Annotated in this window: 11 protein-coding genes and 1 tRNA gene; 8 read left to right on the top strand and 4 right to left on the bottom strand. The window is 74.6% G+C overall.

Translation table 11 applies throughout. The features are described from left to right. Nucleotides 1–9 precede the first annotated feature (9 nt). Nucleotides 10–2,811, top strand: a complete 2,802-nt coding sequence (locus tag ABD284_RS00705) for an ATP-binding protein (RefSeq protein WP_386699123.1) — start codon at nucleotides 10–12, stop codon at nucleotides 2,809–2,811. Between the two features lie 2 nt (nucleotides 2,812–2,813). Continuing rightward, complete coding sequence (locus ABD284_RS00710) at nucleotides 2,814–3,968, top strand: acyl-CoA dehydrogenase family protein (protein WP_344139698.1); 1,155 nt, start codon at nucleotides 2,814–2,816, stop codon at nucleotides 3,966–3,968. Between the two features lie 54 nt (nucleotides 3,969–4,022). Here ABD284_RS00710 and ABD284_RS00715 read toward each other — a convergent pair whose 3' ends face one another. After that, nucleotides 4,023–5,327: a nucleotide disphospho-sugar-binding domain-containing protein gene (locus ABD284_RS00715; protein WP_344139701.1), complete on the bottom strand. Its 1,305-nt coding sequence runs from the start codon at nucleotides 5,325–5,327 to the stop codon at nucleotides 4,023–4,025. A gap of 186 nt (nucleotides 5,328–5,513) precedes the next feature. Here ABD284_RS00715 and ABD284_RS00720 point away from each other — a divergent pair, with 186 nt between their 5' ends. The 3 genes from ABD284_RS00720 (at nucleotide 5,514) to ABD284_RS00730 (ending at nucleotide 8,244) form a co-directional block, all read left to right on the top strand. After that, a complete protein-coding gene (locus ABD284_RS00720; protein WP_344139704.1) occupies nucleotides 5,514–5,984 on the top strand; it encodes a GbsR/MarR family transcriptional regulator in 471 nt (156 codons plus the stop codon). Nucleotides 5,985–6,210: 226 nt separating this feature from the next. Further along, nucleotides 6,211–6,996: a TNT domain-containing protein gene (locus ABD284_RS00725; protein WP_344139707.1), complete on the top strand. Its 786-nt coding sequence runs from the start codon at nucleotides 6,211–6,213 to the stop codon at nucleotides 6,994–6,996. A 432-nt stretch (nucleotides 6,997–7,428) separates the two neighbouring features. Further along, nucleotides 7,429–8,244 (top strand): alpha/beta fold hydrolase, encoded by an 816-nt coding sequence (locus ABD284_RS00730; protein WP_344139711.1) that lies wholly within the window; start codon nucleotides 7,429–7,431, stop codon nucleotides 8,242–8,244. A 116-nt stretch (nucleotides 8,245–8,360) separates the two neighbouring features. Here the strand turns inward: ABD284_RS00730 and thrS are convergent, their stop codons facing one another. Next, entirely contained in the window at nucleotides 8,361–10,334 is a 1,974-nt protein-coding gene (gene thrS, locus ABD284_RS00735; RefSeq protein WP_344139714.1) for a threonine--tRNA ligase, read from the bottom strand. 477 nt (nucleotides 10,335–10,811) lie between these two features. Here thrS and ABD284_RS00740 point away from each other — a divergent pair, with 477 nt between their 5' ends. Next, nucleotides 10,812–12,005 (top strand): FAD-dependent oxidoreductase, encoded by a 1,194-nt coding sequence (locus ABD284_RS00740; protein ID WP_344139717.1) that lies wholly within the window; start codon nucleotides 10,812–10,814, stop codon nucleotides 12,003–12,005. Nucleotides 12,006–12,154: 149 nt separating this feature from the next. Beyond that, nucleotides 12,155–12,574 carry a PGPGW domain-containing protein gene (locus tag ABD284_RS00745; protein ID WP_344139720.1) on the top strand — a complete coding sequence of 140 codons (420 nt, stop codon included), beginning with the start codon at nucleotides 12,155–12,157 and terminating at the stop codon, nucleotides 12,572–12,574. 685 nt (nucleotides 12,575–13,259) lie between these two features. On the opposite strand, the gene ABD284_RS00750 is transcribed toward ABD284_RS00745, so the two are convergent. Beyond that, nucleotides 13,260–13,333, bottom strand: a tRNA-Val gene (locus ABD284_RS00750). A 449-nt stretch (nucleotides 13,334–13,782) separates the two neighbouring features. On the opposite strand from ABD284_RS00750, the gene ABD284_RS00755 reads away from it, so the two are divergent. Beyond that, entirely contained in the window at nucleotides 13,783–14,202 is a 420-nt protein-coding gene (locus ABD284_RS00755) for an SsgA family sporulation/cell division regulator (RefSeq protein WP_344139723.1), read from the top strand. A 203-nt stretch (nucleotides 14,203–14,405) separates the two neighbouring features. On the opposite strand, the gene ABD284_RS00760 is transcribed toward ABD284_RS00755, so the two are convergent. Then, nucleotides 14,406–15,248: an aminotransferase class IV gene (locus tag ABD284_RS00760; RefSeq protein WP_344139726.1), complete on the bottom strand. Its 843-nt coding sequence runs from the start codon at nucleotides 15,246–15,248 to the stop codon at nucleotides 14,406–14,408. Nucleotides 15,249–15,302: the final 54 nt, after the last annotated feature.

The following is a 15,302-nucleotide window of genomic DNA, read 5'->3' on the forward strand; positions in this document are numbered from 1 at the left end:
TGGACGACGATGTCCGAGGGTGAGCAGCGCGCGGACCGCGTGCCGGAGGCGCCGCGGGACGGGACCGCCGCGGCCCCCGCACCGGCCGGCGCGGGAAGCGGTGGGAGCGTCCCGGGCGGGCAGGCCCCGGGCGGGCCCGCCGGCGGTCCAGGCGAGCGCGCCGCGGGGGTGTCCGCCTCCGGCCGCGCGACCACCGTGCTGGTGGCCAACCGCGGCGAGATCGCCGTACGCATCATGCGGACCGTCCGGCGGATGGGCCTGCGCTCGGTCGCCGTGCACAGCACCGCCGACCCCGGAGCCCGGCACGTGCGCGCGGCCGACGCCGCGGTCTGCGTCGGCGGCCCGTCCCTGGCCGAGAGCTACCTCGACGCCGAGGCGATCGTGGCGGCGGCGGTGCAGTCCGGCGCGCGGATGGTGCACCCCGGCTACGGCTTCCTCGCCGAGAACGCCGACTTCGCGCGGCGCTGCGCCGAGGCGGGCCTGGTGTTCATCGGACCGCCGCCCGAGGCGATCGAGGCGATGGGCGACAAGATCAGCGCCAAGGAGCGCGTGGCCGCGGCCGGCGTGCCGCTGCTGCCCGGATTCGCCGAAGAGCCCGGTCGGCCCATGGACGACGGCGAACTGGCACGCGCGGCGGAGCGCACCGGCTACCCGCTGCTGATCAAGCCCTCGGCGGGCGGCGGCGGCAAGGGGATGCGCGTGGTGCACGGGCCGGGTGAGCTCGCCGCGGCGGCCGCGGCGGCGCGGCGCGAGGCCGAGGCGGCCTTCGGCGACCGGACGCTGCTGGTCGAGCGGCTGGTGCGGCGGCCTCGCCACATCGAGGTGCAGGTGATGGCCGACCGCTACGGCAACGTGCTGCACCTGGGCGAGCGCGAGTGCAGTCTGCAGCGACGCCACCAGAAGATCGTCGAGGAGTCGCCGTCGCCGCTGCTGAACGCGGAGCAGCGCGCCGCGATGGGCGAGGCGGCGGTGGCCGCGGCCAAGGCGTGCGGGTATGTCGGCGCCGGAACCGTCGAGTTCATCGTCGAGCCGCCGGAGGGCGCGGCGGTGGAGGCGGAGGAAGCTGCGCAGCAGGCCGCCGACGGGGCGCAGGCCGCGGGATCGGTCGGCTCGGCTGCGGAGGCGAGGCCGGAGAGGCCGGAGAGGCCGCAGAGCGGCGGGCCCGCCGGCGGCGGCTCGGGGCAGCACGGTGCGGAGGCTCCGGGGGAACCCCTTATCTCAAGTCAAGCCCACCGCGTCCCCGGTTCGCCAACCCGATCCGGTGGGCTGTGGACGGCGAGCGCCGCTCCGCACGGCTCCGGGCACGGCGACGCAGGGGCTCCGGGGAAGTTCCCTTCCTCAGGTCAACCCGCTGCCGAGCGTCCCGCACCACCCCGGCCGTCCGACCCGTCGACGACCGAGGCCCTCGACTACTCGTTCCTGGAGATGAACACCCGCCTGCAGGTGGAGCACCCCGTCACCGAGGCCGTGGCCGCGGTCGGCGGCCGGCGCGGCATCGACCTCGTCGAACTGCAGATCCGCGTCGCCCGCGGCGAGCCGCTGCCCTTCGCCCAAGCCGACGTCTCCCTGTCCGGCCACGCCGTCGAGGCCCGCGTCTACGCCGAGGACCCCGCCCACGGCTTCCTGCCCACCGGCGGCCGCGTCCTGCTGCTGGACGAGCCCGCGGGCGCGGACCTGCGGGTGGACTCCGGGCTGGACGAGGGCACCGAGATCACCTCCGCCTACGACCCCATGCTGGCCAAGGTGGTCTCCTGGGCCCCCGACCGCGCCGGCGCCCTGGACCGGATGGACTCCGCCCTGGCCGCCTACACGCTGCTCGGCTGCGACACCAACGTGTCCTTCCTGCGCTCCCTGCTGCGCACGCCCCAGGTGCGCGCCGGAGCGCTGAGCACCGACCTCACCGAGCGGCTCGCACCCGAGCTCACCGCCCCGGCCGACGGCCCCGCTCCCACAGCAGCGGAGCACGCCACCGCGGACCGGACGAGCGCCGCCGGACCCGCTCCCACCGCGGGCTCCTCCGCCGCTCCCCCGCCCGACGAGCTGATCGCCGCGGCGGCCGACCACCAGCTCGGCCTGGAGCCGGACCCGCGCACCGCCGACCGCTTCGCCGTCCCCGACGGCTGGCGCGTCGGCGAGCCCGGCTGGACGGCATGGCGGCTGCGCTCGCCCCGGCACAGCGCGGCGGCGGTCCGCGTGCGCCGCCGCCCCTCCCCCGCGACCGCCGCGGCCGCCGCGGCCGCCGCGGCCGCCGACCCGCAGAGTTTCGGCGCCCCGCCGCTGGTACCCGGAGCCGGCGCACACGGCCCCCGCACCGTCGCCTACGAGGTCAGCGTCGACGGCGGCCCGCCCGTCGCCGTCGACGCCGCACGCTCGCCCGACGGCCGCACCCTGACGGTGGCGCTGCGCTCGCGCACTCTGCGCTACGCCCGCGCCGCCGAGCCCGCCGGGCTGTGGCTGGGCCGCGAGGGCGCGGCCTGGCGCTTCCAGGACGACCCCGTCCTCGCGCCGTCCCGCACCGCCGGGGCCGCCGGCGACGGCACGGTGCGCAGCCCCATGCCCGGCACCGTCCTCTCGCTCGCCGTCGCCGAGGGCGAAGGGGTCGCCGCCGGAGCTCCCGTGGCCGTCGTCGAGGCGATGAAGATGGAGCACACCGTCACCGCGCCCGTCGGCGGCACCGTCGGCGAGCTGCCCGTGCGCCCCGGCCGCCCCGTGGCCATGGACGCCGTGCTGGCCCGCATCACCCCGGAGCCCGCGGAGACCCCGCCGGGCTCCGGCGGCCCCGACTCCGCACCCACCACGCTTGAGGAGTGACCATGGCCCACGGGCTGTCCGAGGAGTACGAGGAGCTGCGCCGCACCGTCGAGGAGTTCGCCCGCACCGAGGTGGCCCCGGTCATCGGCGACTACTACGAGCGCGGCGCGTTCCCCTACGACATCGTCGCCAAGATGGGCCGCATGGGCCTGTTCGGCCTGCCGTTCCCCGAAGCGTACGGGGGCATGGGCGGCGACTACTTCGCGCTGTGCCTGGCACTGGAGGAGCTCGCCCGCGCCGACTCGTCGGTGGCGATCACCCTTGAGGCGGGGGTGTCGCTGGGCGCGATGCCGATCTTCCGCTTCGGCACCGACGAGCAGCGCAGCACGTGGCTGCCGCGACTGTGCTCCGGCCGGGCACTGGGCGCGTTCGGCCTGACCGAGCCGGGCGGCGGCTCCGACGCCGGCGCCACCCGCACCACCGCGCGCCTGGAGGGCGGCGAGTGGGTGGTCGACGGCACCAAGGCGTTCATCACCAACTCCGGTACCGACATCACCGCGCTGGTCACGGTCACCGCGGTCACCGGGCACCAGGACGGCGGCCGCCCGGAGATCTCGGCGATCCTGGTTCCGACGGGCACCCCGGGCATGGCGGTGGGCCAGCACTACTCCAAGGTCGGCTGGAACGCCTCCGACACCAACGAGCTGGTGTTCGACGACTGCCGGGTGCCCGAGGCCAACCTGGTGGGCGAGCGCGGCCGCGGCTACGCGCAGTTCCTGCGCATCCTGGACGAGGGCCGGATCGCCATCGCGGCGCTGGGCGTGGGGCTGGCCCAGGGGTGCGTCGACGAGAGTCTGCGCTACGCCGCCGAGCGCGAGGCGTTCGGCAACGCCATCGGGCGCTACCAGGCGATCCAGTTCACCATCGCCGACATGGAGGCGCGCGTGCACACCGCCCGCCTCGCCTACTACGACGCCGCCTCGCGCATGCTGGCGGGCGAGCCGTTCAAGAAGCAGGCGGCGATCGCGAAGCTGGCGTCCTCCAACGCCGCCATGGACAACGCGCGCGACGCGACGCAGGTCTTCGGCGGCTACGGGTTCATGAACGAGTACCCGGTGGGCCGGTTCTACCGCGACGCCAAGATCCTGGAGGTCGGCGAGGGGACCTCGGAGATCCAGCGCATGCTCATCGCCCGCGAGCTGGGGCTCCCGGCCTGACGCGTCCGGAACGGCGGCCGCCGCCCCGGCGGTGCGGTCCGGGCGGTGCGGTCCCTAGGCGCCGCCGGCCGCCCTGCCCCGCGCCGCTTCGCCCTCCACCAGCGCCACGGCGGCGGCCGTCCCGTCCTCGGCGCGCACCAGCGCCCCGGTCTCGCGGGCGCGGCGGGCCGCCGCACCGTCGTCCGCGGCCCGCCGGATCCGCTCGGCGAGGCCGCCGGCGGTGATCTTGGCGGCGGACAGCGGCTCGGGGCCGAGTCCAGCGGCGTGCACCCGGTCGGCCCAGAAGCGCTGCTCCCGGTGGAAGGGGCAGACGATTTGCGGGCGCCCGGCGGCCAGCGCGGCGCCGACGGCCCCGGCTCCGCCGGCGTGCACGACCGCCGAGACGCGCGGGAAGACCCAGTCGTGCGGGACCTCCCCGACGACGAGGACGTCGTCGGCCTCCGCGACGTCGGCGAGCCCGCCCCATCCGGTCGCGAGAACCGCGCGTGCGCCCGTGCGCCGCACGGCCGCGACGACCTCCCGGCCCAGCCGGGCGGGGTCGCTCCCGGGCATGGAGCCGAACCCGGCGAACAGGGGCGGCTCACCGGCCTCGAGGAACGCCGTGAGCCGTTCCGGCGGGGTCCAGTCGGCGGCCGCGGGCAGAAACCAGTAGCCGGTGGTGTGCACCCAGCCGGGGTAGTCGGCCGGGTCGGGCACGAGGTGGCGGCTGAAGGCCTGCAGCAGCGGCGCCGGCGTCCCGTCGGGTCGGCGCAGGGCGTCGTGCCTGCCGCGGCGCCGGGGCAGGCCCAGCCGCCCCGCGCGCCAGGCGTCCACGGTCCCGTTGTAAGCGCTCAGCACGAGCGCGTTGGTCCGGTGGCTCGCCCGGTTCAGGGCGCGCGGCACGGGCACCGGCAGCATGGGGTTGGGGAAGGCCGCCGTGGGCACCCAGAACGGCTGCAGGGCCACCGGGACGGAGGGCACCTGCAGGTACTCGGCGATGTGGTGGCCCGGGTAGCCCATGCCGTGCACCACGACGTCGGCGCCGCGGAACCCGTCCGCAGCGGCGGCCATGTCGTCCAGCACCCGGACCATGTCGGCCTTGGCCCGGCGCACGATGCGCACCATCGCCCTGGCCTCGCGCAGCCGACCGCCCCGCCTTCCCGAGTCGCCGGTGTCCGCGACCAGCTCCTTGTCCTCCAGCATGCGGACGGGCCCGTCGTCGAGGGGCGCGAACGCCAGCCCGTGGTCGGCCGCCAGGGCGGCCGACGACTCCGCGGCGGCCAGCAGCGGCTCGTGCCCGGCGTCGCGCAGGGCCCGTGCGAGCGCAGCGAACGGCTGCACGTCGCCGCGGGTTCCGTGGTTGACGATGAGGACCCGCATGAGGGACTCCTTCTGAGGTCGCGGGTCGGACCGGTGCCGAGAGCGGTCGCGGCGTGCCGGCGGCGGCACGGGAGGCGTGCCGGGGACCTCTCACTGTACTCGGATTTCAGAAATTTCTGAACACTCAGATCATACGAAGGATTCGCTATGATGGACACCCACCGCAGACCCCGAGGAGGAACCGGCTTGCCCGCAGCCGATGAGCGCCGGGAGACGGCCGAGCAGCTCGCGCTGACCCTGAGCGAGCACGGGATGCAGCGCATGGCGGCGCGCGTGCTGGCGGCCGCCATCTTCGCCGAGCAGCCGACCCTGACCCAGGGCGAGCTGACCGAGGAGCTCGCGGTCAGCACGGGGGCCGTCTCGGGCGCGATCACCATGCTGACGTCCGTCGGCCTGCTGGAGCGCGTCCCCGCCGCCGGCAGCCGGCGCGACCACTACCGCCTGCGCGACGACGCCTGGGCCCGCCTGTTCAGCAGGCAGAACGAGGTCGTGGAGGCGATGCTGCGCATGGCCCGGCACGGCGTCGAGATCACCTCGGACGAGGGCCATGCGCGGCCCCGCCTCGAGGAGATGCGCGACTTCTACGAGTTCATGATCGGCGAGTTCCCGGCCCTGATCGAGCGCTGGCAGCAGCAGCGGGCGGCGAAGGGGCGGTAGCCGCCGCCCGCGGCGGCTCCTGCGGAGCCCGGGCCTGCCACGCCGCCCGCCCCCTCCGCCGCCGGGCGGGCCGCCCCTCGGACGCGCGCCCGCGGACTCTCCGGCGTTCCGGCGGCACAGCGCACGAAACGACCCCATACAGTGACGCACTGTAGTTGAATGACTCCGAACCGCCCGCGGCCGCGCACCCGGCGCTCGCCGCCCGCACAGAACGGAGTCATCTCCCATGCCCCGACCACTGCCGCACAAGCACCGGTTCCGGCGAGCCGTCGCCCTGACGGCCGCCCTGGCGCTCGCCACGGCCGCGTCTCCCGCCACCGCCTGGGGCGCGCCCGCCGCGGCGCCGGCCAAAGCGAGTACGCAACACGTCTGCCCGGCGCTCGTTCCGCCGCCCAGCCAGGCCGACCGGGAGCGCTACATGTGCGGCGACCGCCGCCTGGGACCGGCCGAACTGCCCGACGAGGGGGTCGTCGGCGAGCTCGTCGAGGGCTACGAGCGCCTCGGCGGCGCAGAGCCCGTCGCCTTCCTGGCCGAGCACCGGGAGACCGGTGTCGACACCGCGACCGGCGAGCTGTGGGAGCGCTGGCGCTATCCCGCGCACGACGGGTTCGCGATGCGCGGGGGCCGGCCGCAGAGCGAGAAGGAGACGGTCCCCGCCGGCGCTATGGTGGACCGCTTCGGGTCGCCGCGCGGCTCCTTCCTCGCCCCCGCCGGCACGCCGTTCCCCGAGCGGGCGCTGCCTCCGGACGCGCTCAACACCTGGCCGGACGGCCCGGAGCACAACTACCGCTGCTACCGGGTGACCGAGGACTTCACCGCCCGGACCGGCCCGATCGCGCCGGCGTTCGAGCAGCCCGGCGGCGGCGAGCAGATCCTGCTCGCGCCCGGGCTCGTCGAGGAGGCCGGCGACCGCGACAGCCTCGGCGCCGAGGCGATGGTCGAGTGGGGCTACCTCGACACGCGCCCGGCCCACGAGTGCGACGCGGAGCCGGATGCAGCTCTGGAGGCCTGAGCGCCTCCGCCGCCCGGGGCGCCCGCCCCACACCGGCACCCCGGGCGGCACCGCGCCTTCCGGACGGCGGCCCGGCCGACTCGGCTGCGCCGGGCGCCGGGCGCCGGGCGCCGGGCGCCGGGCGCCGGGCGCCGGACGGGAGAATGCCACCCGCCTTCCGGACGGGACCGCCGGGCCCCGCCGCTGGCACGCCCGTCTCACGCCCGTATCAACGCGCCCGGTATGCCCCCGCCCGGCGGCCGCCGCGCACTCTCCGGCTCGCCGGCACCCGCCCCGCCCGCGCATGGACCACAGCCGGCTCGGCGGCCGGCCACACGCCTCGCGCGCTCCGGCGACCGCTCCCGCGCCACCCGCCCGCTCACGGCCCGGAGGAATCCGGCTCCCCCCCCCGGATCCCATACTCACCGATCGAATCGGGTACACCTAGAGTTCATGGAGCCGTCGCGCATCGTCTACGACCGCTGGGGCACCGGCGAACCCGTCCTGCTGCTGCACGGCCTGGGGCACAACCGCCGCGCCTGGCAGCCGCTCGTCGCCGACCTGGCGCCCCACCACCAGGTCCTCGCCCCGGACCTGCCCGGCTTCGGCGACTCTCCCGCACCCGCCGCCGAGGACCCCTACGACGTGGCGTTCCTCGTCGACGCGGTGCTGGGGCTGTGCGCCGAACTCGGTATCGACCGCCCGCACGTGGTGGGCAACTCCCTGGGCGGAGCCGTGGCGCTGGAGATGGCCGTCCGCGGCGAGGCGGCCTCGGTGACGGCGCTCTCCCCCATCGGCTTCGGCTCGGCCGCGCGCAGCGCCGGTGCGCGCCTGCTCGCCGCGAGCGCGCGCTGGGCGGCCCGCGTGCCCCAGCGGATCATCCGGGCCGCCGCGCACACACCGCCGGCGCGGGCCCTGGCGCGGCGGGTGCTGCGGGCCGACCCGACCTCGGCGGCCGCGAGCGGCGTCGCCTTCGACACCGCGGTGCTGGCGCCGGGCTCACCGTTCGTCAGGATGGCCCCGCACGTGGCCGCCTACCGCTTCGCGGGCGCGATCGCCTGCCCGGTCACCATCGCCTGGGGCGACCGCGACCGCCTGCTGCCGCCCGCGGGGGCGCGGCGCGCCCTGCGCCGCATCCCGCACGCCCGCAGGATCGCGCTGCAGGGCTGCGGGCACATCCCCATGGCCGACGATCCGCGCTCGGTGGCCGCCGCCGTTCTGCACACCTGCCGCGGCGCGCGGCAGGCGCTGGAGGCGGCCGGCGGCTGAGCCCGCGGGGAGGAACCGCGGAGCCGCCGCGGCACACCCGCTCGGTGCACGGCGGCGGCCCGTCCCGTCCTGCGTCCGCCGGCGCCGCCCGAGGCGCTCGGCGGCTCCACTCGGCCCTACCTGCGTTCGCGCACCGCCCGGACGATCTCGTCCGCGGCCTCGTCCAGCGGCACGCCGTTGTTCTGCGAGCCGTCGCGGTAGCGGAACGACACCGCGCCCTTGGCGATGTCGTCGTCGCCGGCCAGCAGCATGAAGGGGACCTTCTGCTTCTGGGCGTTGCGGATCTTCTTCTGCATCCGGTCGTCGCCGGAGTCGATCTCGGCCCTGATCCCCTCGGCGCGCAGCCGCTCGACGAAGCCCGCCAGGTAGGGGGCGTGCTCGTCGGCGATGGGGATGCCCACCGCCTGGACCGGCGCCAGCCAGGCCGGGAACGCGCCCGCGTAGTGCTCCAGCAGCACGCCGAAGAACCGCTCGATCGACCCGAACAGCGCGCGGTGGATCATGATCGGGCGCCGGCGGGAGCCGTCGGAGGCGGTGTACTCCAGCTCGAAGCGCTTGGGCTGCTGCAGGTCGACCTGGAGGGTGGACATCTGCCAGGTGCGGCCGATGGCGTCCTTGGCCTGCACCGAGACCTTGGGCCCGTAGTAGGCGGCGCCGCCGGGGTCCATGACCAGGTCCAGGCCCTGCTTCTGGGCGGCCTGGCGCAGGAGCTCGGTGGCCTCCTCCCACTCCTGGGGCTCGCCGATGAACTTCTCGGACTCGCCGCGGGTGGACAGCTCCAGGTAGAAGTCGCTCAGCCCGTAGTCGCGCAGCAGGTCCAGCACGAACGTGAGCAGGCTGTCCAGCTCGTCGGGGGCCTGTTCGAACGTGCAGTAGATGTGCGAGTCGTCCTGGGTGAACCCGCGGGCGCGGGTGAGGCCGTGCACGACGCCGGACTTCTCGTAGCGGTAGACGGTGCCGAACTCGAACAGCCGCAGCGGCAGCTCCCGGTAGGACCTGCCGCGCGAGCGGAAGATCAGATTGTGCATGGGGCAGTTCATGGCCTTGAGGTAGTAGTCCTGCCCCTCGAACTCCATGGGGGGGAACATGCCCTCGCTGTAGTTCGGCAGGTGCCCCGAGGTCTCGAACAGCTGCGCCTTGGAGATGTGCGGGGTGTTGACGAACTCGTAGCCGGCCTCCTCGTGGCGCCGGCGGGAGTACTCCTCCATCTCCTTGCGGATCACGCCGCCCTTGGGGTGGAACACCGGCAGGCCCGAGCCGAGCTCCTCGGGGAAGGAGAACAGGTCCAGCTCGGCGCCCAGCCTGCGGTGGTCGCGCTTCTCGGCCTCCTCCAGGAAGGCGAGGTAGTCCTTGAGCGCGTCGCGGTTCTCCCACGCGGTGCCGTAGATGCGCTGGAGCTGCGGGTTGGTCTCGTTGCCGCGCCAGTAGGCGGCGGCCGAGCGCATCAGCTTGAAGGCGGGGATGGACCGGGTGGTGGGCAGGTGCGGGCCCCGGCACAGGTCCTTCCAGCACAGCTCACCGGTCTTGGGGTGGATGTTGTCGTAGACGGTCAGCCCTCCGGCGCCGACCTCGACGCCGGCGCCCTCGGCGGAGTCGCCGGCGTCGCCCTTGAGACCGATCAGCTCCAGCTTGTAGGGCTCGGTGGAGAGCTCGGCGCGCGCGTCGTCGTCGGAGACCGGGCGGCGGTCGAAGCGCTGGCCCTGCTTGACGATCTCCTGCATGCGCTTCTCGATGCGCTTGAGGTCCTCGGGGGTGAACGGCTCGGCCACGTCGAAGTCGTAGTAGAAGCCGTTGTCGACGGGCGGGCCGATGCCCAGCTTGGCCTCGGGGAACAGCTCCTGGACCGCCTGGGCCAGGACGTGGGCGGTCGAGTGGCGCAGGATGGCGCGACCGTCGTCGGAGTCGATGGCGACCGGCTCGACGGCGTCGCCTTCGGAGAGCTCGTGGGCGAGGTCGCGCAGCTCGCCGTTGACGCGGGCGGCGACCACGGTCCGCCCGTCGGCTCCGAGCGCCTGGCCGGCCGTAGTCTGAGCCGCCACCGCACGCTCGACTCCGGCGAGGGTGATATGCAGCTCAGGCACGACGGACACAGTGGCTCCTCATACGTTGGTCGGCGCTTGCACGCGCGGATCTGAGACGGGCGCGGGGAGGCTGGAGCGGCCCGCACCGCTCCAGTCGATGCTATCGGCTCCGCCACGCCCCATCACCCGCCTTTCGCCGCCCGCGGCCCGCCCCACCTCAGCCGCGGCCTGCGCCCTCCGCTCCCGGGCCCGGTTCGCCGCGCTCGCGGACCGGCGACCGCGCCGCGCCGACCGCGGGCGCCGTGCGGCTTAGATCGGCACCCCTCGACAGCCTGTCCGAACTGCCCGATTTCGGACCGCGTGCGGCGCCCTTGATCGCCGCCAGGGCGGGGGATGGCCACCGAAAGCGACCGCGCGGGATCGGAGCCGACCATGTTCGGATCAAGTCGGATCGTTTAGGATCCATTGGGTGCCGTAAGGCTTCCGGACGGGCATGTAACCCGCTGGAGCAGATAGGCCAGAAGCGAGCCAGGTCCGGAGGATCCCGTGCGAGTTGTGGTGGTAGGGGCGGGCATCGCCGGGATGACGCTGGCCGCTGCGCTGGTCCGCGACGGCATCAGCGTCACGATCCTGGAGCAGGCTCCCGACCCGGCTCCCGCCGGCGCCGGAGTGGAGCTGACCCCCAACGCCCTGCGGCCCCTGCGCAATCTCGACCTCGGACCCGCCCTGGAGCGCGTCGGCGTGTACCCCGAGTCCCGCGAACTGCTCCGCTGGGACGACGAGCGACTGCTGGCCCGCTCCCCTCTCGGCGGCGAACTCTCCGCGCGCTACGGCGCCCCGACCCTGGCCCTGCTGCGGACCGACCTGCACCGGGCCCTGCACGACGCCCTCCCCGCCGACACGGTGCGCACCGGCCACTACGTGACCGACCTGCTGGAGAACAGCGACGGGGTCGTCGTGCGCTGCGCCGACGGCCGCCAGGTGCACGGCGACGTCGCCGTCGGCGCCGACGGCGCCAACTCGCTGATCCGCAGCCTGCTCAACACCGAGCGCTACCGCCCGGCCCGGCGGCTGCTCTACCGCGGCCTCGCCCCGGCCTCCCGCGCTCCCGAGGAGTGCGGCCAGGCCCGCGTACGCGTGTGGACGGGCGGCGACCGCTACATCTCCTGCTTCCCCGTCGCAGGCGGGCAGAAGGTGAGCTTCAGCGCGACGGTTCCCGCAGGCACCGGCGAACCCGACTCCTGGACCTCGCGGGACCGCATCGGCGACCTCACCGCGGCGTTCGGCGGCTGGAGCACGGCGGCGCTGGGCCTGGTCTCGGCAGCCGAGTGGGTGGGCGTCTGGGGCGTGCACGACCACTCCCCCGTGCCGGTGTGGCAGAGCGGCAGGATCGCGCTGATGGGCGACGCGGCCCACCCCACACTCCCCTTCTTCGCCCAGGCGACCAACCAGGCCGTCGAGGACGCCGTGGCACTGGCGGCGTGCCTGCGTGACGCGACCTCGCTGACCGCCGGAGACGCGCTGGAGCGCTACGCCCGGCTGCGCCGGCGACGCACGGACCGGCTGGACGCGGTCTCCCGTGACATACTTGGCGCGCTGCGGGCGGACGGCGACCGTTCGCCCGAGGCCTGGGCGCGGGAGGTGAGCCGGGCCGAGGCGGCCAACGCGGACTGGATCTACGGCCTCGACCCGGTCGAGGCGTGCGCGCAGCCGGTCGGCGCCGACCCCGCGGCGGGCTGAATGCGGCGCGGGATCGGCGGCCTCGGCCGCGCCGGGCGGCGCCGGAGCGCTGAGTCGTGTGACGGCGGCATTGCCCGCCTGGCAGGCGACTTCGGATTTGTTCCGGCGGGACCGTTACCCGCCCTTGATCCGGCGGATATCGTAGGCGCATGTCTCCGAGCCCCATGAGCGGCGCTGGCCACCCGGACCCGGCGGCATCCCCCATGTCCCAGGCGCGTCGGCCCTCACGCCGGTGGCGCAGGCTCCGCACCCGGTTGCGCATCTGGCGCATGCGCATGCACGCCCATCCGGTCCTCAGCCTGACCTGGCGTACGGTCGTCGCGACCGTGGGCCTGATCGTGCTCCTCGCCGGGCTCGTCATGTGCGTCGCCCCGGGGCCGGGCGTGGCCGGGATCATCCTCGGACTCGCCATCCTGGCCACCGAGTTCGCCTGGGCCCGAGGACTGCTGCGGTACGCGCGCTCATGGGGGCACCGGGCCAAGGAGCGCGCCGTCCAGAAGGCGCGGCAGCACCGCCGGGAGCACGACCACTCCGCCTCGGCGCTGCGCCCCGCTCCCGACTCCGACTGACCGGAACGGCCGCATCCGCCCGTCCCGGGCTCCTGGATTCGGACATCCGGTGGCCGGGATTGCGGACACGCCGACCGATTATGGCGTCGGCCACGTACGGCCGGCGTCCCAGAGCCCGCCTGTCCGGAGCCTGCGAACCCCGCACCGCCTGCGGCGACGGGGGCGCGGGCGAGCCCGCCCGCAGCGGCGGCGGTGCGCCGCGCGGAACCCGCCGCGAACCGACGCACGGGTGAATGGGGCAGCAGCCGTGTGAGCGCGCCCGGTTTCCGGCACGCGCTGGATAGCATTCAGACGCCGGGGCGAAGGCTGTTGTCCGGAGCCCTGGGGCGATCGGGGGCCGGGGCCTCCGGCCACGGCAGGGCGCACCAGGATTGCCGGCGTTCCGGAAGCAGCACCGGCCTGCGGGAGGGCGGCCGAAGACCGCCGACCACAGCAGGCCGCCTCGGGGGTCCGGGGGTCGCCCCCCGAAAAAACAAGGCCCGCGGGGAAGGCGGCCGAAGGCCACCGACCACAGCAGGCCGTCCCGGGGGTCCGGGGGTCGCCCCCCGAAAAAACAAGGCCCGCAGGGAAGGCGGCCGAAGACCGCCGACCACAGCAGGCCGCCTCGGGGGTCCGGGGGTCGCCCCCCGAAAAAACAAGGCCCGCAGGGAAGGTGGCCGAAGGCCACCGACCACAGCAGGCCGTGTGGGCGATACTGGACTCGAACCAGTGACCTCGTCGGTGTGAACGACGCGCTCTAGCCAACTGAGCTAATCGCCCGAAGGTGTCCCGCTCCCTGCGGGGCGAACACTGAAGACTCTAGCGCATCCGACAGGGTGGATGGTGCAGTCCTCCCCAGGAGGCCCATACGACTGTGACCGACGTCTCATCAAGCGGAGCCATGGCTGCATTCAATCAGGGGCAAAGCGACGAAAGCCCGGCGAAGACGGGCATCCGGCGACCGGGTGCCCCACGGGGTGCCCCCGACCTGGGCGTCCGCGTGATGTGCCGCACAGATCATCGGGAAATTCCTGGTTTCCGCAGCTCATTACAGTGACGGAGGATCTGGTGGCGGCACATGGACCGTCAACCGCACTCCAAGTCACCCGGCCGGCGAGAAAATCCGCCGGTTGTCCGTCATAGACCGCCCGCGGCCGCGTTGGAGCGGTCGAGACGGCAACGAACCCGCTCCCGCACACGGGGCCGGACGAGAAAAAGGTTTGGCGAACATGAACAGTAGCGGCACCACTGCCAGCGCCGAGCTTGGGCTTCGGCTCGTGGTCCCCGACCGCACAGCCGTTCCTCTGGTCGCACGGCTGGACTACACGGCCGACGACCCGTACGCGATCAAGGTCGCCTTCCACACCGGCGAGGACGAGCCCGTCGAGTGGATCTTCGCGCGCGAACTGCTGACCGTGGGCATCGTGCGGCCCGCGGGTGACGGCGACGTGCGGGTGTGGCCCGAGAAGGGCGTCGGCGAGCGCACCGTCAACATCGCTCTGTCCTCTCCGTTCGGACAGGCGCAGTTCGACGCCGAGGTGTCGCCGCTGGCGGAGTTCCTGCACCGCACCTACGAGATCGTGCCCGCCGGCCAGGAGGGCGACTACGTCGACCTCGACTCTGAGATCGAGCGCCACCTGCAGTCCTGAGGCCGCGCACGGTCCAGCGACCGCACGCCGCGGCACCGCACTGCACGCCCGCTGAGCCCCGGGGAGCCGGACAGGCCCTCGAAACAGGCCAGGCGGGCGGCCGTCCCCGGCCGAAGGCGACGCGCCGTCCGCGCCTCCGCCCCGCGAGCGGTCCCATCATTGGAGATCGGGGCGACTGCGCCCCGGCGCCGCGCGCCGGCCGTTCAGGGGTCGATGTCGGAGGCACCGCGATCCACGAACACGTCCATGGTTTTGCGTGTCACCGGACCCGGTGCGGCGGGCAGCTCCCGGCCGTCGATGGCCCTGATGGGCTGCACGTCGCGGCCCGAGGACGTCAAGAACGCCTCCGACACCCGTTCGAGGTCGGCCATCGCGACGTCGGCCTCGGTCCCCCCGGCCCACTCCAGGACCAGTTCGCGGGTGATGCCCGCCAGCGGTCCCGCCGACAGCGGCGGGGTGAGCAGGTGGCCGTCCAGGACGACGAAGACGTTGCTCCCGGTGCATTCGCAGAGGTTGCCGGCGGTGTTGGCGAAGAGCGCCTCCCCGGCGCCGCGTGCGTGCGCGTACTCCAGGGCCAGCACGTTCTCGGCGTAGGAGGTCGTCTTCAGCCCGGTCAGCGCACCGTTCTCGTTGCGCGTCCAGGGCACTACGGCCACGTCCACGGTGGGGGTGACCGGACTCAGCGGCGCGACCGCCACCATGCACGTCAGCTCTCCCGGCGTGCGGTCCGACCCCAGCGGGCCGGGGCCGCCGGTCACCGTGATGCGTATACGCGAACGCTCGATCCCGGGGTTGGCGTCGACCGCTTTCCGCACGCCGTCGGCGATGAGGCCGAGGTCGGGCGCGGGCAGACCCAGCCCGGCGGCGGAGCGGGCCAGCCGCCTCAGGTGCCGCGACAGCGCGAACGGCTGCCCGGCGACGCCCTTGACGGTCTCGAATACCCCGTCTCCCACCGTGATCCCGTGGTCCAGGACAGGGATCAGGGCTTCGCTCTCGTCGACGACCCGGCCCCTGCCGAATCCCGCGCCGGCGATCCACACCCGCATGCTCGATTCCTCCTTCGTGCTGGTCGCCGCGGCGGCGCTGCGCGACCCGCAGTC

This window comes from Streptomonospora arabica, assembly GCF_039531585.1.
Taxonomy (GTDB): domain Bacteria; phylum Actinomycetota; class Actinomycetes; order Streptosporangiales; family Streptosporangiaceae; genus Streptomonospora; species Streptomonospora halophila.